The sequence below is a fragment of the Clostridium arbusti SL206 genome (genome assembly GCF_000246895.1).
GTDB classification, from domain to species: Bacteria; Bacillota; Clostridia; order Clostridiales; family Clostridiaceae; genus Clostridium_I; species Clostridium_I arbusti.
On record NZ_BAEV01000006.1, the window covers coordinates 27,938 to 49,916 of the forward strand.

23 protein-coding genes and 3 pseudogenes are annotated in these 21,979 nt (G+C 29.4%); 2 read left to right on the forward strand and 24 right to left on the reverse strand.

Going from position 1 to position 21,979, the window contains the following annotated elements:
• Nucleotides 1-2: 2 nt before the first annotated feature.
• Together RH99_RS02215 and RH99_RS02220 are read right to left on the reverse strand one after the other, a co-directional pair.
• Nucleotides 3-644: a lactate utilization protein gene (locus tag RH99_RS02215; RefSeq protein ID WP_010233562.1), complete on the reverse strand. Its 642-nt coding sequence runs from the start codon at nucleotides 642-644 to the stop codon at nucleotides 3-5.
• Between the two features lie 39 nt (nucleotides 645-683).
• Nucleotides 684-1,571: a LysR family transcriptional regulator gene (locus tag RH99_RS02220; RefSeq protein WP_010233563.1), complete on the reverse strand. Its 888-nt coding sequence runs from the start codon at nucleotides 1,569-1,571 to the stop codon at nucleotides 684-686.
• 113 nt (nucleotides 1,572-1,684) lie between these two features.
• Here RH99_RS02220 and RH99_RS02225 point away from each other — a divergent pair.
• Nucleotides 1,685-2,140: pseudogene (locus tag RH99_RS02225) on the forward strand (DMT family transporter).
• A 57-nt stretch (nucleotides 2,141-2,197) separates the two neighbouring features.
• Entirely contained in the window at nucleotides 2,198-2,776 is a 579-nt protein-coding gene (locus tag RH99_RS02230; RefSeq protein ID WP_010233565.1) for an LOG family protein, read from the forward strand.
• A 287-nt stretch (nucleotides 2,777-3,063) separates the two neighbouring features.
• On the opposite strand, the gene RH99_RS02235 is transcribed toward RH99_RS02230, so the two are convergent.
• From RH99_RS02235 to RH99_RS02320, 22 genes and pseudogenes are all read right to left on the reverse strand, one after another.
• Nucleotides 3,064-3,546 (reverse strand): DUF2975 domain-containing protein, encoded by a 483-nt coding sequence (locus tag RH99_RS02235; protein WP_010233566.1) that lies wholly within the window; start codon nucleotides 3,544-3,546, stop codon nucleotides 3,064-3,066.
• Between the two features lie 235 nt (nucleotides 3,547-3,781).
• Nucleotides 3,782-3,928 (reverse strand): annotated as a pseudogene (locus tag RH99_RS19570) (IS30 family transposase); the annotation flags it as partial.
• An 84-nt stretch (nucleotides 3,929-4,012) separates the two neighbouring features.
• The gene (locus RH99_RS02240; RefSeq protein WP_010233567.1) at nucleotides 4,013-4,549 is read right to left on the reverse strand and encodes a hypothetical protein; all 537 of its coding nucleotides are present in this window, start codon (nucleotides 4,547-4,549) and stop codon (nucleotides 4,013-4,015) included.
• A gap of 160 nt (nucleotides 4,550-4,709) precedes the next feature.
• Nucleotides 4,710-4,802, reverse strand: a complete 93-nt coding sequence (locus RH99_RS19995; RefSeq protein WP_373854692.1) for a hypothetical protein — start codon at nucleotides 4,800-4,802, stop codon at nucleotides 4,710-4,712.
• A gap of 12 nt (nucleotides 4,803-4,814) precedes the next feature.
• The gene (locus RH99_RS02245) at nucleotides 4,815-6,422 is read right to left on the reverse strand and encodes a putative polysaccharide biosynthesis protein (RefSeq protein WP_010233568.1); all 1,608 of its coding nucleotides are present in this window, start codon (nucleotides 6,420-6,422) and stop codon (nucleotides 4,815-4,817) included.
• A 508-nt stretch (nucleotides 6,423-6,930) separates the two neighbouring features.
• Nucleotides 6,931-8,376: a catalase gene (locus tag RH99_RS02250; RefSeq protein WP_010233569.1), complete on the reverse strand. Its 1,446-nt coding sequence runs from the start codon at nucleotides 8,374-8,376 to the stop codon at nucleotides 6,931-6,933.
• Between the two features lie 229 nt (nucleotides 8,377-8,605).
• Nucleotides 8,606-9,271 carry an SdpI family protein gene (locus tag RH99_RS02255; RefSeq protein ID WP_010233570.1) on the reverse strand — a complete coding sequence of 222 codons (666 nt, stop codon included), beginning with the start codon at nucleotides 9,269-9,271 and terminating at the stop codon, nucleotides 8,606-8,608.
• Nucleotides 9,255-9,554: an autorepressor SdpR family transcription factor gene (locus tag RH99_RS02260; RefSeq protein ID WP_010233571.1), complete on the reverse strand. Its 300-nt coding sequence runs from the start codon at nucleotides 9,552-9,554 to the stop codon at nucleotides 9,255-9,257. Before RH99_RS02260 ends, RH99_RS02255 begins: the two co-directional genes overlap by 17 nt.
• 350 nt (nucleotides 9,555-9,904) lie before the next feature.
• Nucleotides 9,905-10,384: a recombinase family protein gene (locus RH99_RS02265; protein WP_010233572.1), complete on the reverse strand. Its 480-nt coding sequence runs from the start codon at nucleotides 10,382-10,384 to the stop codon at nucleotides 9,905-9,907.
• Between the two features lie 335 nt (nucleotides 10,385-10,719).
• Complete coding sequence (locus tag RH99_RS02270) at nucleotides 10,720-11,703, reverse strand: serine hydrolase (protein ID WP_010233573.1); 984 nt, start codon at nucleotides 11,701-11,703, stop codon at nucleotides 10,720-10,722.
• Between the two features lie 311 nt (nucleotides 11,704-12,014).
• On the reverse strand, nucleotides 12,015-12,887 hold the full coding sequence (locus RH99_RS02275; RefSeq protein WP_010233574.1) for a DMT family transporter: 873 nt from the start codon (nucleotides 12,885-12,887) through the stop codon (nucleotides 12,015-12,017).
• 262 nt (nucleotides 12,888-13,149) lie between these two features.
• The gene (locus RH99_RS02280) at nucleotides 13,150-14,436 is read right to left on the reverse strand and encodes a glycoside hydrolase family 18 protein (RefSeq protein WP_010233575.1); all 1,287 of its coding nucleotides are present in this window, start codon (nucleotides 14,434-14,436) and stop codon (nucleotides 13,150-13,152) included.
• A gap of 282 nt (nucleotides 14,437-14,718) precedes the next feature.
• On the reverse strand, nucleotides 14,719-16,116 hold the full coding sequence (locus RH99_RS02285) for a PH domain-containing protein (protein WP_010233576.1): 1,398 nt from the start codon (nucleotides 16,114-16,116) through the stop codon (nucleotides 14,719-14,721).
• The gene (locus RH99_RS02290; protein ID WP_010233577.1) at nucleotides 16,109-16,615 is read right to left on the reverse strand and encodes a PH domain-containing protein; all 507 of its coding nucleotides are present in this window, start codon (nucleotides 16,613-16,615) and stop codon (nucleotides 16,109-16,111) included. Before RH99_RS02290 ends, RH99_RS02285 begins: the two co-directional genes overlap by 8 nt.
• A gap of 603 nt (nucleotides 16,616-17,218) precedes the next feature.
• Complete coding sequence (locus RH99_RS02295; RefSeq protein WP_010233578.1) at nucleotides 17,219-17,548, reverse strand: hypothetical protein; 330 nt, start codon at nucleotides 17,546-17,548, stop codon at nucleotides 17,219-17,221.
• A 70-nt stretch (nucleotides 17,549-17,618) separates the two neighbouring features.
• Entirely contained in the window at nucleotides 17,619-17,885 is a 267-nt protein-coding gene (locus RH99_RS02300) for a hypothetical protein (RefSeq protein WP_010233579.1), read from the reverse strand.
• Between the two features lie 46 nt (nucleotides 17,886-17,931).
• Nucleotides 17,932-18,087, reverse strand: coding sequence for a hypothetical protein (locus RH99_RS19120; RefSeq protein ID WP_158511922.1), 156 nt, complete (start codon nucleotides 18,085-18,087; stop codon nucleotides 17,932-17,934).
• A 263-nt stretch (nucleotides 18,088-18,350) separates the two neighbouring features.
• Nucleotides 18,351-18,929 (reverse strand): GNAT family N-acetyltransferase, encoded by a 579-nt coding sequence (locus RH99_RS02305; RefSeq protein WP_010233580.1) that lies wholly within the window; start codon nucleotides 18,927-18,929, stop codon nucleotides 18,351-18,353.
• A 127-nt stretch (nucleotides 18,930-19,056) separates the two neighbouring features.
• A complete protein-coding gene (locus tag RH99_RS02310) occupies nucleotides 19,057-19,836 on the reverse strand; it encodes an alpha/beta fold hydrolase (RefSeq protein WP_010233581.1) in 780 nt (259 codons plus the stop codon).
• Nucleotides 19,837-19,893: 57 nt separating this feature from the next.
• Nucleotides 19,894-20,298, reverse strand: coding sequence for a cytidine deaminase (locus tag RH99_RS02315; protein ID WP_010233582.1), 405 nt, complete (start codon nucleotides 20,296-20,298; stop codon nucleotides 19,894-19,896).
• 332 nt (nucleotides 20,299-20,630) lie between these two features.
• Nucleotides 20,631-20,756: pseudogene (locus RH99_RS20000) on the reverse strand (FosX/FosE/FosI family fosfomycin resistance thiol transferase); the annotation flags it as partial.
• A 125-nt stretch (nucleotides 20,757-20,881) separates the two neighbouring features.
• Nucleotides 20,882-21,859: an aromatic acid exporter family protein gene (locus RH99_RS02320; protein ID WP_010233585.1), complete on the reverse strand. Its 978-nt coding sequence runs from the start codon at nucleotides 21,857-21,859 to the stop codon at nucleotides 20,882-20,884.
• Nucleotides 21,860-21,979: the final 120 nt, after the last annotated feature.

A 21,979-nucleotide genomic window follows, 5' to 3' on the forward strand; every position in this document is an offset into this window, starting at 1 on the left:
TGTTAATAACCTAATGTTTCTCCAACAATTAATATTTTTATTCTTCCCTTAATAAATTGTCCTCTAATTACAACAAAATCATTACAAATTCTATTTGGAGTTTTGCAATCAACACAATATCCAAGCTTTGTACAAGGTGTGTCTTTATTTAATCTTTTTGCATCAATTGGAGCAGCATATTGTCTTACTCTTATTTCTGCTTCTTCTGAATTTTTAACAATTTTATTTATACCGGTTACAAGTATAACCTGCTTAGGCCCATATATCATTGGAGCCACTCTACTTCCGTTGCCATCTATATTATATAATTCTCCGCTTTCAGTTAAGGCATTTGTGCTACAAATAAAAGTGGCCGCAGAAAAGTTTTTAATATATATGTTTCGTTTATCGTCACTTGTTAATTCAACCTTATATTTATCTAAAAAATTAAATTTACCACTTCTTAAAAACTCTATCACTCCTGTTTCAAAAAGAGTCATTGAATCTCCTACACCAACAGTAGAACCTTCAGTTATTAAATCTTTTAATTTTTGAAATAACTGCTCCCTATTTTTAATGTAGTACCCTTCCATATTACGGTTATTTATATTTTTTATAGTTCTCTCAACTTGTTTTTGAATATACCATGCAATATTTTTATCCACACTTATCACCTCGAAAAATGTAAATTTGAAATAAATAATCTAGTCTTCAATAAGCTCAATGAATTTCTGCGCTGCCGTAGACATGGGAATATCTTTTTTAGTTGCTATGCCCATAATTCTCTCTGGGATTTTTTCTTTAATAGCTACTTCGTATAATTGTTTCTGTTCTAATTCCTTTTGGATATAATCTTTTATAACCCAAGAAACTCCCAACCCTCTTTTTGCAAATTCTATGATTAGTTCAACATTACTTAACTCTATTTGTGGTACTATTTCTAGTCCATGTGAACTAAAATAGTTATCTATATAATCCCTTGTGTTTCCACCTTTCTCTAGTAAGATAATAGGATATCTATGTACTAAGTTCTTTAATGGTATCTGTTTTTTACAAATTTCCTTGTACTTTTCCCCTACCACAAAGCAATCTTGTATTTTAAATGTTTTAATAACATTAAAAGAATTGTTAGTCTCTATATGCATATTTAAAATCCCTATATCTATCTCGCCAGAATCTAATGCTTTCGCTATTTCATAGCTTGACTTATCCTTAACATAAATTTTTATATTTGGATGGTTTAAATTATAAATCTCTATATATTTCATTAGATAGTATTTGCATACTGCACTACATACAGCTATTCTTATCTGACCTAAATTAAGATTTTTTAATTCTAAAAATTTTCTTTCTGCTGTCAGCATGAGACCATAGCCTTGCTCTATATACTTGAATAACACTTCACCTTCTAAGGTAAGTGAAACTCCTTTTGGAGTTCTATGAAACAATTCTCCACCTAATTTTCCCTCTAATAACTTTATAGACTGACTAACTGCTGGCTGCGATGTAAAAAGCTCTTTTGCTGCTTTAGATATACTTCCTAATTTGGCAGTAATATAAAAGATTCTGTAAAGTTCAAGATTAATATACATATAAAAATTTAATATACCTCCTATATTAGATATTAATTTTACTTATATCATTATATTAATTATAATTGCTTTATAAAAGTTATTCAATAACTAAAAGTATTGGGGGTTATAGTGTGGTATTTATTTATTACTTACTATCATTAATATCTGGATTTGCCTTAACCTTACAGGTTGGTATAAATGGGGTACTTCGTTTTAAAATAGGAAACCCTATTCTTTCATCCCTTATTAGCTTCGGCGTAGGAACTTTAGGACTTGCATTAGTATTCTTCTTTACTGTATTAAATGATTCTAGTACATTACCAACTGCTACTCATATCAGAAATACAAGTTGGTGGATGTTCCTGGGTGGATTATTGGGAGCATTTTATATATTTACAACCATATTTGCATCTCCTAAAATTGGATTTGGAAGTATGTTTAGTCTTGTAATATGTGGGCAAATACTCCTTGCTGTTATGTTTGATAATTTTGGCTTATTAGGAAATTAAATCCATTTGTTAACTCCACTAAAATCCCTAGGGATTATTTTCTTAGTCTTAGGTGTTTACATTATTCAAACTCACTAATTAGAGATTTATATTTAAATCTTAATCAATAAAACATTATTATAGGAGGTAATATTTATGAAAAGAATCTGTGTTTATTCTGGTTCTAATCTAGGTTTCCGTTCAGAATATAAAGAAAGTGCTAAACTACTAGGTAAAATATTGGCTGAAAACAAAATTGAATTAGTATATGGTGGTTCAAGAATAGGTCTTATGGGTGAGATATCAAATGAAGTTTTAAGAAATAACGGAAAAGTTATTGGGGTTATGCCTAAAGGGCTTTTCTCAGGTGAAATGGTTCATAAAAAGTTGACTAAACTTATTGAAGTTGAAAATATGCATGAAAGGAAACAAACTATGGCTGAGCTTTCTGATGGATTCATAGCACTTCCTGGTGGACTGGGTACTTTTGAGGAACTATTTGAAGTACTTAGTTGGGCTCAACTTGGTATTCATAAAAAACCTATTAGCATATTAAATATATCAAACTTCTTTGACCCTCTTTTACATATGATTAAAAACACTTGTACTGAAGGTTTCATGAATGAATCAAATATTAAACTTATTTCAGTTTCAGACAATCCTTTAGAATTAATCAAACAAATGAAAAACTATGTACCACCTTTAATGGAAAATAAATGGCGTGAATTAGCATAAAAATATCTTTGTTTTCTGCCAAAGGTACTTATAAGAAAACTATAGACAGTTAACTGTTATATGTAACTTGAAGTCAACTGTCTATTTATTCAATTTTCCATAGCTAACCTAAAAAAGTCTACATAACTAACTATACAGTTCAGAATTTCTAATCCTAATATTTTGATACTATTGATTCGTCTAAAATTACAACTATGAATTAATCACTAAAAAAATTATACCATTAACCAAAATTTTTACAAACTACACTGTGACATTAAAACAAACTACTCTACGTAAAGGTAAAGTTAATCATTTTCTAGTTTTGTATCTAGAATATTTTTTAATAGTTTTTGAAGCACGTCCACAATAGCGGTGATGATACTTATTGCTAAAATACCCATTAGACTTAATGATATAGGACCTGCTGGGTCATCTCCTGTGACTTTAGCAAGTACCTTTAAGTATACTATCCCTAACACAATTAAGAAAATAGTTGTTAAAGCAGATTTCTTTATAACCTTCAAAGATTTAAGTGATAACTCGGAGAAAGCATTGTTTCTTTCGATATAGTTTAATAGTTTAAATACTTGATACAATGCAACAGAAAACGCAATACAGCATCCATACGCAAATCCTAAAATTGGATATATCGAGTAGTCCCTTGGATGTACTTTTGCATCTCTAATTGCCATCTCAGGTAACCAATAGATACACAAAGCAAGCACCGCAATTCCAATTAGAAAAATAATTACCTTTAAGAAAGTGGTTGACCATTGTTTAACATTCATTTAAAGCACCTCACTAATTTAATGATAAAATGATTTTAACACGGTATTTATCGTTTTGCAATAAATTAATATCGTTTTTTATTATATTATTATTGTTATTATTATATCCTTTTAATTGTTACTCAATAGCAAAACGAGATGCAACTTTGTAAAACCAAATGCAATGTTTGTAATCAACAACTGAATATTTGTAAACGAAATGCAGTTTTTGTAACCCAAATGCAGTTTTATCGTTTTATTTTTTGAGAAGAACTGGCTTTAACATGATGTCACTGGCTGCAACCGGTGCACATCTAAGTTTTGTTAAAACTTCTTCTCCGTGGTAAAAGCTGAACGTTTCGTATGGGCTACGGTTGTTCAGCTTTTTTCTTTTGTATGAATTGTATAATCGATTTTTGCACCCCAAAAGAGAACCCGTTAACATTTTACCTCCCTTTTTTTATTGTCAATAATTTACTACTGCCACTTATCTAGAACCAATTGTAATTGAATATATTATATTTGGTTTATTATTTATCAAAATAAAATATAAATATCCCTTAGTATTAAGTTCATAAAAGAACTTATAATTTTTATTTTTCTTTAAATTTTGAAGAAATAAGATACATTGTTCTTTATCTGATTGTTTTTGATTTATGGGCATAGAGGAAACATATTTTATAAAATCATCTATATAATATTCACTTTGATTTCCAGAATTAATCCATTCAATAGAATTTTTAAATTTTTCATAATTTGTATCTGTATTAAAAAATTCTAGTTTCGATAATCCATTACTAGTACCTACTTCTGATAAAATAACATCTTCTTTGAGCGGATTTGGCATTTTAATGTTCCAATTATTATGTATATATGCAGAATAAGAAAAAGGATTTTCGATAGTTTGGTTATTTTCATTATTCCTATCAATTGTGCTAGTTGTTGAAAACTTAATAAAAATAGATAGTATTATTAATAGTATTATGACTATTGCCACAAATATTAATGTTTTCTTTTTATTCATTAATTTTAATCACTCCTATAAATTAGCTATGTTTATACTTATTCCAATATAATAAAAACAGATTTTTTTCATTATAAGTTAATTCGTACTTTGTCTTAAATTACACTTACGTATTAAGAATAATTATAGCTTTAATATCCTTTAAATTCTTAAAAAATATTTATTCTCCATCCTTAATACATATTGGCTTCTTAAATAAATAATGCAGCATAAGTGTTACTATTGATAGCTTGTATCTTTTTTCATATAATATAGAGTTAGTATTTTACGCCCTCTGAGTGTTACTGAATGGTATAAATCTCCTTATTCTATGGGGAACAAGATTCAACTCCTCATCAGTAATACCTTTATTTAATATCATTGTATACACGTATATAATGATGCTCACCACAATAGCTACAATTACAGAAATAGCATTGTTAATATATCCTTTAGTGACAAAGCCTATTGCAAAGTTCAAAACAATGTATATTACATAGCCTGCTAATCCCATAGCTATGGATGAAATTATGCATTTAAAAATGTAAGCTTTAGGCTGAATTTTTAATTTTAAATTTACTTTTATGTATATGGAGTTTAAAATTACTGGAACTAAAAATCCTACTAGGCTTCCAATAATTGCTCCATAAATATTTATGCTGGGAATGGCTATTAAAATATAATTAATAGCATACTTTATGACTATACCTAAAATTGAATAGAGTGTTACTATGTATATCTTTCCCATTCCTTGCAGAATACTAATTTGAATTTGAAATAAGGCCATAAATATTACAATACCAGCTCCAACTAACATAATATTGTACCCATCATTATATTTAAGAAGAGCATATATAGGTTTACTTAATACTGATAAGCCTACTGCGGCAGGTATTGATATTATAAAACTTATTTTATAGGCAAAGTTTATTTTACTTTCTGTTAGTTTTTTATTATTAAGCGTAACAGCCTTAGATATGGCTGGCAAAACAGTAACTGCCAAGGCTGATATTATAGTGATGGGTACTGCTGTAAGTACATTGAATTTACTATATATTCCAAAAAGACTTTGAGCATAATTTTCAGAAATACCACCCACCATAAGTCTAGATATCATATTATAAATATCTATAAGTGAACCTAAACTTGGTACTCCAATGCATAGTGTTATGGGAATACTGTACTTTATAATCCTTTTAAATATCTGTTTATTTGTATGAATTATACGATTGCCAGTATTTTTTAAATTAAAGCCCTCTGAATTTTTACTCTTTTCATAGGTTATTATTAAAAACAGTGAAGAAACTAATGCTCCTAAGGTTGTGCCAATAGTGGCCCCTACACATCCGTATTCAATTCCATATCCTATAAGTAAAGCTGCAAATAAAAGTGAAAAGACTGTATTAAATATCTGCTCTAATACCTGTGATATAGCTGTAGGCTTCATATTGCCTCTACCTTGAAAATATCCTCTATAAGTAGACCCTACAGATGTAAATAGTATAGCAGGACAGAGAGCAATTACAGAATATCTGGCTTCAGGAGAATGCATAATCCTAGTAATGGGAGCTGATACTAAAAACATTACAATTGCCATAATTGTGCCTACAATAATTAACATCAATCTTGAAATCTTGAAAATTTTTGTAGCACTTCTATAGTTTCCAACTACAATAAATTCAGATACAAGTTTCGATATGGCACTTGGTATTCCTGAATTTGTGATTACATATATAAATGTATAAATCATATATGTAACATTATAAATTCCAAAGGATCTATTTCCTCCGAGTATTCTAAATATAAATGGAGAATAAATAAGTGATAAAAGTTTTACTATCATCATAGCAGTTGATAGTATAGCAAACCCTTTACTGTTAGATTGTTCTTTCATAAAATTAACCTCTTAATGTATTGTATTTCATTCAATACATTTATGATTAATATTAAATTACAGCTTAAACTTAATTTCTATAAAAAGTATACCATATTATTCTATATAATCCATTATTACAAACAAAGTATATAGTTTGTTAATTTTATATATGTAAATTTAATGTACATAAAATATATTGCTGTTATGTTTATATCATAGAGAATATATTATGTATACACTTTAGTATTAACCCAAAATAATTAAATGGTATTTTAAAATGCCGTATTATTAATTGCTGAATAATACGGCATCATATTTCATCATTCAATTTTTATATTTTTTTTTTGCATATCAAAGATATTATTTTTCAAACAATATTTTGTAACTTTATTAAAATATAAATTCTATCTTTTCATATTATAAAGTTTAAATTTTTTTAATGCTATAATTACAAGCCTTTCTGAAGGAAAACAAACCAATACTACTAACGATAATCTACATCGATAGAACTCTTTTTAGTAAGTTATCACTTTGTATATACTGTTATTTGCTGAGCAACCTGTTTCCCAAGTTCCGAGGAAGCATTGTACAGATATCCAAGTACGATGCTTTGAGTTTCCTTGGAGACAACAGACAGATCAGCAGCAAGATTATCCACCAGGTGCTTCTTTTGAACTGGAGAAAGAGAAAGATATCGCTGACCAGCCTGGGTAAAATTATCCGGTTTAGGTATGTCTGATCGCACCAGGTGTCCTGCTGCATATGTGCCGTTACCGCTGGTTACAAGAGAATCTGGCGACCAGTTTTTCTGGTGGTTAACAGGTATTCTGCGAAAATCCGGTCCCAGTCGTCTTCGCTGTGAATCCCAGTAGATATTGGCACGACCCTGCAGCATCTTGTCATCTGACAGTTCGGCCCCTTCTAAAAGATTGGATGGCGAGAATGCCACTTTCTCCACTTGCTCCATGTAATTATCCGTATTGCGATTCAGTACCAGTCTACCTACTGGTATCAGTGGATACTGCTGTTCATCCCACACTTTAGTGTCATCCAGCGGATCAAAAGGCAGCATGTTATCTTCATTTGGATACATTAATTGTACCCTTAGTTCATATTGTACTGTATTTCCTGATGCGATGGTATCGTATAAATCCTGACCTGCAATATCTGGATTCACCGAGGCCAGCTTGCTAGCTTCCTGGCTGTTAATATCCTGCTCACCGGCAAGTGGAATCCAGTGATATTTAACATAACGGCGTATACCTTGGGCATTCTTCCAAACATAGGTATTCACACCGTAGCCCCTGATATGACGAAAGCTTTTTACCGTACCTGCGTCTGAATATAGCCAGGTTAGGAAATGTGTTGCCTCTGGCGCACGGGCTATAAAACCCCAAAAGCGCTCCGGATCAATCAGGTTATTTACAGGCGAAGGCAAAAATGCCCTGATAGATTCTGGAAATCGAATAGCGTCCCGTACTAAAAATACCGGAATGTGGTTACAAACCAAATCAAAAATACCTTCATCCGTATAAAACTTAGTGGAAAAACCACGCACATTGCGGGAAGTATCTGGGGTGCCCTTGGTGCCTACGGCAAGAGAAAACCTTACCGTGGTGGCAATCTTAGTTCCAGGATTCTGTAAAAAGCTAAGCTTTGTGTATTCTTTCATGGAATGCATTGTCTGGAAGTATCCAAATGCACCAAAGCCTTTTACATGTACTGGACGTTCTAAGATCTTACTATTTACAAAAGTCTCTAATGTTTCGTGTAAGATGTTGTCCTGTTCCAGCACAGGTCCTCTTTTACCCACAGTCTGTGAATGCAAAGTAGCCATGGAATCCATATCCCCTTGTGAGTGGATGTGTCCCTGAGCCTTTGGGGTGTTGTTGGATGTTCCTATATTTTGCGGATTGTGGTTACTCACAGGGTCTTTTGATTCCCAGTAAGATGCCTCATTGTTATGTTCCATTATCCTTGCCTCCTATAATTTATTCGTATATCTTACGCTTTTCAGTGAATTCTCTTTAGCTTGATTTTACGAATCATTTGAATCGAAGGACAAAATAAATTACTACATTTACTATATTATTATTAATACATTTACTATATTCATGAAAATTAGAATGGTGTTAACCCGCTTACAATTTAACATTCTTTGCCTAGCGCACCCAAAAACGTCATTCAATAAACGTTAAACTTTATATGCCTTTTGACATTTTATGATAAATAATATAAGAATACACCATAGGAATCACCGCAATTATCACTATTATTGTTGGTGTTATACTATTTAAATTTATTCTTGTAAAGCTTAGAAACATATTTATAATGCCGCCTATAACCCATATTGGCGCTGCCATTCTGTGAGTTTTTCTCCATACTTCCTCACTAGCTAAAGTCCAGGGAGTCTTTATTCCCACAAAATAGTTATGTTTAAATCTACCCATAACATTTCCTATTAAAATTAGCAGCAGTGAACCCATTATTTTAACTAAAATTGCTGTATTAAAAGAAGACTTTGTTGATGCTAAAATAGTAATACCTTCAATTATGAATAAGAAAATAATTAATATATATTTTAAATAATTATAAGTCGAATTAAATTTTTTATAATTTTCTCTTTTAGGATCTATAAATGGAAGTATAATAAATAGTATATAAATTCCAAAACTTATAAGTGGCACACTAAATATACCATATAACGTTCCTGCATAAGAATCAGCTTCTCCATTTCCATTCCAATGTATAGGTATAGGTATTTTATTTGGCAGCGATTTATAGAAATAAGCACCTAGTACAAATTGTAAAATTATAATAATTAAAACTATCCAATCCCTCTTTAAAGTGTTAACTATTTTTTTCATTTTCAGTTCCTCCTTCATTAACATGAGTTACATTAAAAAACCAATTCGTTACTTCCTGTAGCACTGTAGTATTAAGGGAATAATAAATATTTTGACCCTTTCGTTCATCTGTTACTAAGGAAGCTTGTTTTAATGCATTGAGATGATGAGATATACTTGGCTTAGTCATGTTAAAATGTTCTGCAATTTCTCCAGCAGTAAGGTCTTTTTCTTTCAAAAGAATGATAATCTTCCTTCTTGTAGGATCTGCCAATGCTTTAAAAGACAAGTTAATTATTGACATCTTATTTCCTCCTTAGATAATTAGAATATTATCTAAATATCTAAGGACATTATATTACCTTTTGTAAAAAATGTAAATAGTTTATTTTAGCTGTGTGAATAATAGCTTCACTTCCAACTGAAATAAATCATTTTTAAAAAGAAAATAAGAGTTATCAATCAGTAGATACACTTAATTGATAACTCTTCGATAATAGTTCCTTAGAAATATGTTCAAACTCCTTCTGAAAGGCTAATGACTTTTCTCTCAAAACAATATAAGTTACTCTTCTATCCTCGGTACCCTTCTCCTTCTTATATGTAATCCAAACTCCTAATCCTTACTTAATATATTTTTATTATTATAATCTTTTATCCCATCTGATTTTTAAAAGTATGCATTATTTTTCTGTAAAAATATTCTGTATCGCTTACTTTAAATACTGTATTTGTTTCTTCTTCTATTACCCAGTAAACGCCATTCCCCAGCCTTTTATATCTACATCCTTTAATTTCAAAGTCGTATACATAGGATTTAGGCTTTATATCATCGTTACCAGGGCACCACACTGAAGCACCCATGCTGTCAATAGTTTTTCTGATTTTTATGTAATCTTCATAATTACAGGATAGCCTGTACAATTCATCTATACAAACAATATCCCCCTCTTTAAGCTCATTTAACATTTTCTGCAATACGGGACGGTTCATATCATCATTTCTGTTTTCATCAGTATAAACTAATTCACATTCTAACTCTCCTGCATCTTCTAGAAATTCTACTTGGTTTTGTATATTCTTATTATTTACATTTTCATTTATATCTCTTGCGTATCCAATTATTCTACCCATTTTATATTCTCCTAATATTTGTTTTTGAATAATACATTCGTTATCTCATTCTTCACTTAGGCACATTCAAATAAATAACTAGTCAGTATGCTAGTATATTTTACTTACTATTTATTTTCATATGCCTTAAATAAATATATAAAATTCTTCACATCTACACTTTTAGATACTTAATATTTTATCATCATTTTTTAAAGCTTCAAGGTTTGATTTTAAATATTATGGTGGTAATTGTGTCCATGTACCCCTATTTGTGTGAATATAGCATGAATATAAGAATATCATCAATATTAGTACTGTAAAATGAAACAAAACTGTTATTATCTTACTAAATACTACTTTTCATTTTGATAATCATATACCATTTTGGATATATGAGCAATTACTTCATCAGCATTAGAAACTCCTTTTGTATATATTGATATTACATAAGGTTTATTTGCATATACTATACCCGCATCATTTACATAGTCACTATAATTCCCAATTTTATGTGCAACTATTTTAGTATCTATATACTTATCAAGTCTATCGTGAAAATCCGTATTTTTCATTATATCTATTATATGAGAGTAATAGGCATTATTATCTTTATTCCTATATAGCTGTGTTAATATAGTTGTTTCCTGTGCTGCTGTGATATAATTATTAGAATGATCTGTTGTGTATCCCAATTTTTTATCTACTAAAGTTCTAAAATTTTCATATCCAATTCTTCTCATAAGCATGTTAGTAGCTATGTTGTCTGAATGTATTATAGAGTAGTCAGATAAGGTGGTTACAGCATAGGGTTTTGACATATCCGTGTCTTGAAGAATACCTGTTCCTCCCTCATAGTCTCCACTTGTAAAAGTAAGCTGTTCATTTTCACTAGCTTGTCCACTTTTAAACATATCTGCTAAAACCATATTTAACTGTACCTTCACTGTGCTTGCTGCCAAAAATGTTTTATCAGAATTTATATTTATTTGCTCTCCAGAAGTTATATCATAATAACTTAGACCTATATTATTGATATTATTTCCCAGGTAACTTTTTATGTCATTCTCCAACTTATCTTTTTTAGCCTTTAACTGTTCTTCCTTTACCTTCTCTTCTTTGATAATTTCAAGCTGTTTCTCATCTTTGTTGTCATTATTGTCTGCTTGACTATTTACAACTTGAACTTTTGACTTGTCATTCTGTGATTTGTTATCAGAAGACTCACTTTTAGTAATATCAATTTTTGTATAGTCAGAATTAGCTGAAACTTTCTGCTGAAATACAATTCCAATTCCTAATATTATAAATAAAACAATACTTAATTTTAAAAATTTCATGTTACATACCTCCACAAATAAGTTGTCTATTCTTTTCTCAATTTTAATATTTTATATCAGCAATTTTTTATATAATGATTTTATTATCATCTATAGTATAAATTTGATTTGCCGTATAAATATCAAGAAAATATGTGAAGAATATGTAACTGAATTAAAAAGCATTTATTTTTCCAATTATCTCTGTATTCCAATTGGAAAAATTTACACCCCTGGGGTGAAAATTTTTCCATTAAAAAAGTCCTATCAGGTTTATTGAATTTCAATAAACTTGATAGGGAAAAATTCCACCATTGGTGTGAATTATGTACTTAGGTCACTTTACGATTAACAAGTACTATACTTGAAATAACCAAAACAAATCCTATTATTAAATTAATATTTATTCTCTCATTTAAGAAAAAAATACTACAAAGGATAGAAATAAGTGGGATCAAAAACGTATATGAGCCTACCTTACTAACATCACCTGCACTAATTAGCTTAAAGTATACCAACCACCCCATTGCAATAACAAAGAGAGCCAAAAATAAAGTGTCATAAATAAAGGCTGGATTCCAAATGATACTTGACCAGCTTTCAAAGCTTCCTCCAACTACCAGCATAATTATTCCACCAATTGTAAGCTGCATAGCTGTCAAGCAAATAGAATCAACTTTTTCCCATGATTTTTTGATATATATAGTTCCAAATGCCCAACTAAATGCTGTGGCAAAAGCCAATAAAACACCAACTATTGAAGCTCCTTGCAGAATTCCATTACTGCTCATAACGGCAACTCCTGCGAACCCAATCAACAAACCTACTACTTTTAAAGTATGCATTTTTTCCCCAAGCCATAACCAAGAAAAAATACTCAATAAAACTGGCTGAAGAAACACAATTGCCGAAAATAATCCGGATGGCATATAATGCAGCCCAACACTTTGTAACCCGTAAAATAAAACAACATTTAAAATTGATGACGTAACATAAATCGGCCATAATTCTTTGAATTTAAACATATTAACTCTGTTTAATGCAAAAATCATTAATATTAATCCACCACCTAAAGTACGCAAACCTGCAAATAACAATGGTGGTGAAAAAGATAATGCATATTTGCTTAATGGCCAGTTAATTCCCCATACAAATACCAAGAATAATAAATATATGCCCATTTTTTTGCGAGAAATTTTATCCATTTGTATAATCCTCCTATATGTCTCTTGTTCTTCGTGTTAAATTTTAAAATAAATAGCTCCACTATAATATGTATTATTAACTTGGTCCTTGGTTGTGTTCCATATTAATAGTAAGGCACATTCAAATAAATAACTAGTCAGTATGCTAGTATATTTGACTTACTATTTATTTTCATATGCCTAAGTTTTCTTGTTCTATTTTAGATAACTAGTATGCTGCAGTTACTTTGGCCTGATTACACAGATTCCCTACTTTTAACTGTTAACCTAGCTTTTTTATTGTAAACATCGTGTTTAGCAGTACCCAATTTTGAGGAAATGGCTTTCCCAAAACCCAGTATCCTATTCCCTTAAGATGATATCTTTTAACCGCATTAAATTTGACTTCTATACTCCTGGCATCTTCAAACCAAACTACATGCTGCAATCTATTTTCATCTACATAATTATAAAAAGGTGATTGAGCAACAACATCATATTTTATCCTTGCTCCATACTTTTCTGCCATATTAACTGCTTCCTTACAACCAATAGCTCTAGCATATTTTCCACCTGGAACATATGGAAGCATCCAATCATATCCATAAAGAGGGATACCCATAATTATTTTATTTCTAGGTATTACAGTTACAGCATAATCTAATACCTTTAAAACCTGATTTATTGGGGCAACTGCCATAGGTTTACCTCCAGCCCATCCCCATTCATATGTCATAATAAATGTAAAATCCACCAATTCACCCTGTACAATATAATCATATGCTTCATATACCGTTCCTGGTTTACTAGCTGATGCTTTAGGTGGCAATGCTGTTGTAACTGTATAGTTTTGTTCATGTAGTCTTCTCACAATTTCTTTTAGAAAATTATTATAATTCTCCCTGTTATCAGGTGCTATATCTTCAAAATCAATAAAAACTCCTGTATATCCCTTTGCTTTTAAAATATTAATTACATCATTTATCAAAGTATTCTGTAATGATTTACTGTTTAATATTTTACCAATTAATTCTCTGCTGAACACACCTTCTGAAGTGTTGTCTATACAAAGTAATGGTGCTATTCCGCAATTCTTAGCTTCTCTAATTATGACTTCATCATTTAATGGTGTTAATGTTCCATCTTCTTGTACATGATAACTAAATGGCGTTATATAAGTAAGGTATGGACAAGTTTCATTAATAATAGCAGTTTCCATTTCGGATGTTGAAGGTATAATAAAGGCATTGACTTCAATTTGCTCATATCCTTTTAAATTTTCTGGAATTTTAATAACCATTCCTGGATAAAGCATTGACGGATTTGTAATATTGTTTAAGGATATTATACTATTAACTGAGACATTAAATTTTGAAGCAATATTCCATATTGAATCTCCAGGTTTAACCGTATAATTTACTCCAGTGGTAGGTACCAGAAGAGCTTCACCGCTAACTAAATATTTTCTATGTTCAAGTCCATTAATTTTAATAATATCGTTATAGTTAGCTCCATATCTTCTGGCAATAGACCAAAGTGAATCTCCAGGCTTCACTACATAAATTAACAAAGCGTACACCTCTATAAATTTACTATTCTATACAATGTATGTTGACTTTATAGTAATTGTACCCTGCTAAGATTGATGGTATATTTACAACTGTTTTTTATTGCATCTTTTCTTGCTATATAAGGCATGTTCAAATAACTAGTCAGTATACTAGTCTATTATGAATCATACTACGTTAACAGAACCCTCTGATAGCACCCCTATCATCAGAACCTGTTTCCTTGTATGATTCAAAATATACGTCATATCTTTCACTTGTTATTTATTTTCATATGCCTAATGCTACCTAAAAACTTCACCTATAATATCATCTTTTAAATTTTGTACTTTTAAAATTTTACCAGCACTAGAGCTATATAAAATAATACTATAATCACAAAATCCTCTCCTATGTTGAAAATAACTACATGATACCGTCACGGACTGAACTGCTGTCATTTTTAATATAGATTTTGTTTTATTAAAACCATGATAACCCATATAAACTAAATTTCTATCCATTCCAAAGGCAGTATTTTTAAACTCCAAATATCCAATAACAAACAAAAATAATAGTATTATTAAAGTAAACAATACAAATTCAGATTTTATAAAAAAACAAATAGCAGCTATAATAGCCCAAAGAATAAATTTTTTATAAAAGAATCTAAAACATGCATTTTTCCGTGGCTTATTAATGCTTCCACTATATTTAAATTCACCTAGTAAGTTTTCAATAATTTCATCTTTTAAAGAACTACTACACATTGGATACAATATAGCTTTTTCACCTTTTTCGTCCCCATAGCCTATATTTTCAATTTCCATAGTGAAAAATCCAAAACATTGCATTAGAATTGTCTGTTTTATGTGAATCCCTTTTACTTTTTCTTTATCAAAGCTATAACTTTTTTTATTTATAGCTCCATAATTTATGCAAATCTTTTTCTTATCAACCCACATCTTGAAATCATAATACTTAAGAAAATTATATATTATAGATAGGCAAAAACTTATAAATACAAAAACCAATACTATAGCTGTTATTACATATATGATATGATAAATACTACCTTTTTGTAATCCCTTTGCATATTGCGAAAGATTTATCTTAATAAATCTTTTTAAGTATTCATCAAAAAATTGCTGTGCAATAAATATCATTCCGATTCCCTTAAATATTGAATTTGAAATAAGTGAATATATAATGAGTCCCTTTGGTTTCATAGTATAAATTTTATCCTGTTGATTTATACTACTACCTGTTTCTTTTTTTAATAAAATATCTCTAAGTTCTTCTGATCTTTCCTTACTTAAAGTAAATTTTAATTCACTCCCTCTATTCTTTATATCTCCAGTATCTATTTTAATAGTGGCTATCTTAAAAATTCTTTCTAAAAATCTCTGAGAAATATCTACTGTATTAATTCTCTCAAATGGAATTTCAATCTTTTTTATATTAATGATTCCCTGTTCATGATATATAGAATTCTCTTTTATTATAAAAAAATTTTTTCTCCATGATAAAAATTTATGTAAAATAACTAATATAATCAATACAGCCGCTATAATTACAGATTCCATAAATCCTATTTTATTTATTAAAAAACTCATTGCAATGACAATACCTATAAATCCCTTAACCAACTCTCCCAAATCATAGAACAATTTTAAAAAATGATTTCTCTCTATCCTATTCATTTTCATCTCCTACTTGTATAATTCTTTTAAGATTTTCTGTAATCTTTTCCGCTTCCTTAAGAGTTATTGCAGGTATGCCATGACAGCCACCTGCAGTTATGATATTTACAGAGGTTATTCCATAAATTCTTTGAATTGGCCCTTGCTCTATCTTTAAATTTTGGATTCTTGAAATAGAAATTATTATTCTTTTTCTTATTATAATACCCTTTATCAATTCAATTTTATCTTCAAATATGCCATACCGCCACTGCTTGTACTCTAAAAATGGCCATATAAAACTAAGCAAAATTGAAATTAGAATTATAATTAATGCCAGTATATGAATTGCATATTTTAGCACAATTATATTGTGGAATTTTGGTATAACAAATATATACATCCCTACAATATATACAGCAATAATTATAATACTTGCTATAAATCTTCCAATAATCCATGTTTTTATAGCATTTTTATTAATATTTTCATACATTTTAGATTTGTCTTGATTACTCATATTTCCCTCCAATACATAATTTATTCATATTCATTAATTATAACAAAGTTTTTCAAGATTTTGCATTTAAAATCTATTGGCTGTGCATAAATTTTATTTGACTTTGTTTTAGATACTAAAAATATTCCAAAGAAGACGAAAATTTTAAGATGAGATGGCAAAAAAACTTTCTGAAAATTGGTTTAAATATAGATAACGTGGCCGCAGTACCTGACTTTCAGTTCTTCTATAAAATTGATATTATCAATAATCACTATTTTTCCTCCTCTAAAAAGCTTCTCATAAATTAATACGAATGGATTATGGTATTTCTGACATGATTTTATTTAACATTTGAAATCTATAGTAAATAAATGAGGCCGTTATCAAAAAGAATAAATATTTGTTCCTTTTGACAACGGTCCCTTTAATTAAGACTAATTTACTAGATTATATTAATGTAATAACTATACATATTGCAATCCTTTAAAAAGCTGTGACACAAAAACACCGTAAAATTTACTAAATAATACGGTATATTTATAAAATGTTAGATTGTTAATATTTATAATTGTTGACTAAGATTATTGTGTACAATATTTCATTTATCATTATTATGTAAATTTATCTTACAAATAGATTCACTAATCCAATAATCACTAATATAGGTCCCCAGTATTCCATTTTTATAAAGAATAACTTATGTGTTTTGCTTAATCGAACTTCCTTGCCAGTTTGTTTATCAATATAAACTTTATCATTTGGTTTATTTAAGTATTTTCCTAAAAACCAACATATAACACCTGTTAAAATTAGTACAACTGTAAGCGGCCAACTATTTTGTTGGTAATATTCGTTATTTCCTGTTATATACCTACATAATAACTCTCCAATAAAAGAATTAATAAATAAAATTATTGCAACCAAAAAACCCCATCCAGACCATATAATCATTTTTTACCCCCCTATAAAGTTATCATATATTTAATTTCATTATCTTTTATATATTTTAATTCTTCTTCAATCATATTCTTAGTACAAGTCCTATCAATGTAATGAATATTCCAGAAATAATGCCAATATCAACCCATGGAACACATTTATCATATATAGTCTTTTTTACTATAGTTAATATTCTCCCTACTATAACAAAAGTAATTGCTACACCAACAAATACTTTGCTATGAAATGAATCGAAGCTCTTTCCTGTAACAAACACTATTGACATAGGAATAAAAATCATCAGTGCAGCAATTATATATAATATCAAATTCAATCTATTATTTTTCATGTTCACTTCCTCCTCTTAAAAACAATATTCTCAGCATCTCACTATGTTAAATTTTAACTTTTAATAGGCCATACGCTGCATTTAACAATGGATTTACATCATTAATATCGAATATGTCTATATTTCCTACAACTTTATCAAAGCATTCATTTCCAAGATTTAATTCTATGTTGAAGCAAAACTTTATTATTTGTTTTATCATAAAGCATTCACATATTTATCAATTATAATTTACCCATTAGATAAAAGTGCTCTCCTTAAATACCACATTATTCTTTAGCAATTTCTTCATGTAGAATTATAGGAAATAACTCCCACAATTCTTCCAGCGTCATTTCTGATAATTCTTTTTCCATATATACCTCCACTCAAGAAAATACAAATAATTTTTACTCTGACATATATGCAAATTGTTCATAGTACATTCTTAGATAAATTGGAATTTGTATGTTACTTAAAAATAAACTATGCATTTTCATACATATCATAAACTACATATCCTGAAATTCCTTCAAGCGAACCAGAATATGTTTCTTGATACATCATACATTCAGGAACCTGCATAGGCCATCCACTTGTTGGATAAATATTGTACTTTGATGATGTTATAAAACCAAGTGTATTATAAAATGCAGGGTTACCTTCAACTTGAATTCCCTTATAACCCTTCTCTTTTACTTTTTCAATTCCTAATTTAATCATAGTGGAACCCACATTTTGCCTAAAATAATCTGCATGAACAGAAACTGGCGCAAGCATTACTGTTTCCGTATTTTTGATACTTTTATCATAATCCGCCATTTTTGCATTTGTTGATAGTGGAAAATGTGAAAACATAAAATGTCCAACTATCTTTCCATTAATTTCAGCCACTAGTGACAACTCCGAAATATAGTATTGACCAACACGTATTTCTTTAATTAATGCTACAACATCTGTACCATCTGAGTAATCTGTTCCTTCAGTAAATGAGCGAATCACTAGTTTATTTATTTCTTCAAAATCTTTCTCATTTTCTGTTCTTATAGTTATATCTTTTCTCATAACTATTATTTCTCCTTATAATATCTAGTGTACAAGGTACTGTAAGCCCCTCGTCATGACTATTTATACATAGACTACTTATAACACCCAAACCTTAAATTAGACTTTATCAATTTATTTCTAAAGTCTATAATCCTCGTGCATAAAGAATACCTTTCTTAATTGCTTCTGCTAATCCCTTCGGATTTTCCCAAGCCATAGAATGTCCTGCTGATTTTACAATTTCAATATTTATCATGTGTCTCTCCAACTCAATTTTATCATCATCCGGCAAAGATTTTTCACCAAAAATGAACGTCCTTTTACATTGCAATGAATATAATATTTCACGCCATGATGGCTCTGAGCCAGCAATAGCTGACTTTGAAATTCTATTAATTGCTGTAGAAGAACAAACTGATAATGTGGCTACCCACATAGAATTTACACTAGAATTTTCATTAACAATTTCATCAAATATTCCATTTACAAAATCTTCTTCTTGATAGGTTCCAAATTCATAACTTGATGAACCTTGACTACTTTTATCTAAATTAGCTTCACTTAGAATAATTGTTTCTATATTCTCTCTACATTTATTAGCAAGTTCAAGTGCAACAGCTCCACCTAAACTATGTGCAAAAATAATAAACTTATCAAGCTTTAGGTCTTGTACAAAATTATACAAATAGTTTGCATGTTCTTTTACAGTATATAAATAATTGTCTGGTTTATCACTAAATCCACTACCAATCAAGTCTATTAATATTCGTCTGTGATTTATTAAATCAGTTTGTGCTGCTACTTCAGGATAATCAAATGAACCAGCACAGCCTAAGCCATGAATAAATAGTATTGGTGTATCTTTACCAGGTAAATCATGATACCTCATCTTATTGTTTATGTTATCTACTATGTATTCTTTCATATATGACATCTCCTTTGCAAATTTACTATTTGTAACATTTGACCTTAAATTTCGAATTTATTTTTCAAATCGCTTATGTCCCCACCAGTCTGGCATAAGTTCTTTTAATTTCACCGTTTGACGCTTCTGATAATTAGTAAGAATTTCAATTTCACCACTCTCTTTATCTAACTCCATTAGAAGTTCCCTGCATGCACCACATGGTGAACCTACTGTGCCGTCTGGAACAATACATACTAATTTAGATATTTTATGCTCCCCATTTGTAAACATATTAAAGATTGCATTTCGTTCTGCACAAATTCCTAAACTACAAGGTGCATCAATACATACTCCTGTGTAAATATTACCTTTTTCACTTAAAATAGCTGCGGCAACTTGTCCCCCAGCAATAAATGGTGAAACTTCTCTATCATTTTGAACCTCTTTCGCCTTTTCATATAATTTTTCCCATATATCCATATTCTTATCATCCTTTCAAATTCTGCTTCTTTTGTACTCAACATAATAACATAATATCTCATCTCATTACTAATTTTATTATTTTAAAAAAATAAAATCTTAATAAAATTACTCATACCAAAATCTCTTTCATCTTCAATTCCTTTAAGATAAGGGAAATCGTCTACTGTACTTTGTCTATTTAAGTCGATAAATACCATATAACTAATTATATCTCCGTAATATCCTTTTCTTAAAAGAAACAGTTTTAAATCTTTTAATTTAATTCAATTCTAAGCATGTCATTATAGAAAAACATATAACTTCAAATAAATGAAAATTAGATTATATCTTTAATACGAAGCTAGTCTTTTTTCTAATGTTTCCGTATGAAGCTCAAATGGATTATTATCATGATCATAAAAATAAATTGAATAGCCTTACCCATCTACTCTTTTTCTAGGTGGCTTTAATTCTAAATTTAAAGTTTTAATTTTATCCAAATAACTATTTTTCCTCCTACTGGATTTACATGAATATTAAATAGCCTATTGGCATTTACTTTTCAGTACATGACACAGATTCTACCATCACCCTAAAAAGTTCAACTTTTTGTGTCTAATATATTGACATAAGTCCAAAAATTTTTCTTTAATTCTAAAAGTGCTTCTAAATCATTTAAAAATTGAAAAAGCATTGCTCTATTTTCAAATTCATCTCTTGTCTTAGGAAGTTCCTGAGTCTTAAACATATATATAATTTCATTTAATTCCTTTAAAAGTTCTTCAGCAGTATTATATTCCCCGAAATTTAATGCAATCTTTTCAGTAAAAGCTGCTACAACTTCAGTCTGCTCTAAGTTTAGGTAAAACTTAATAAAATGGCTTCTCATATATTTTAATATTTCATATTGTAAAGTTCTCATTTCCATATAGTTAACATAATATTTTACATCATTAATAATATAATTGTTTAAATGTCTATATGCTCTATCTTTTCCTTCTTCCAATATTGCTTTTAGTTCATTAAAAAGCCTTTCTTCTTCAATATGTACCGATTGCTTTCTTAGAGCTTCTGCCATATGAAATAAAATTATACGCATATGTTCTTCAATATTTTTTTGAGTTTCTTTAATTTCATTTTCTATTTTAGGCATATATATATTTAAAATTATTCCGATTCCTGCACCTACAGTCATAAGTAAAAGTTCATTTTTTATCCAAAACATAGATGATGACTTCTCAGCTAATAAATGCGTAACTAAAACTGAGCTTACAACAATTCCATCAGTAATCTTTAAAAATACAGTAAGTGGGATAAAAATAATTAAGTATATCCCAAATACAACAGGGTTATATCCAAATATTAAAAATAATATACTTGATATTAGTAACGCTAGAATAGTAGACTCAATCCTTTGGAATGCTAGCTTTATAGACGTTTTTTTAGTATTTTGAATGCTTAAAATGGTTATAATTCCAGCTGCTGCTGCATATTTTAAACCTAAATATTCAGCAATAATTATAGCAAGTGCTGAACCTATTGCTGTTTTTAATATTCTAAATCCAACAATTCTTTTCATATAATCACCCATCTTTCTTCTTTATATATATAGATATTCAAGTCCATAAAGGTGTAATGCAACAATTAATGTAAAAAACATCCATATGATAATATTTAAGTCTAAATATTATCACAATTT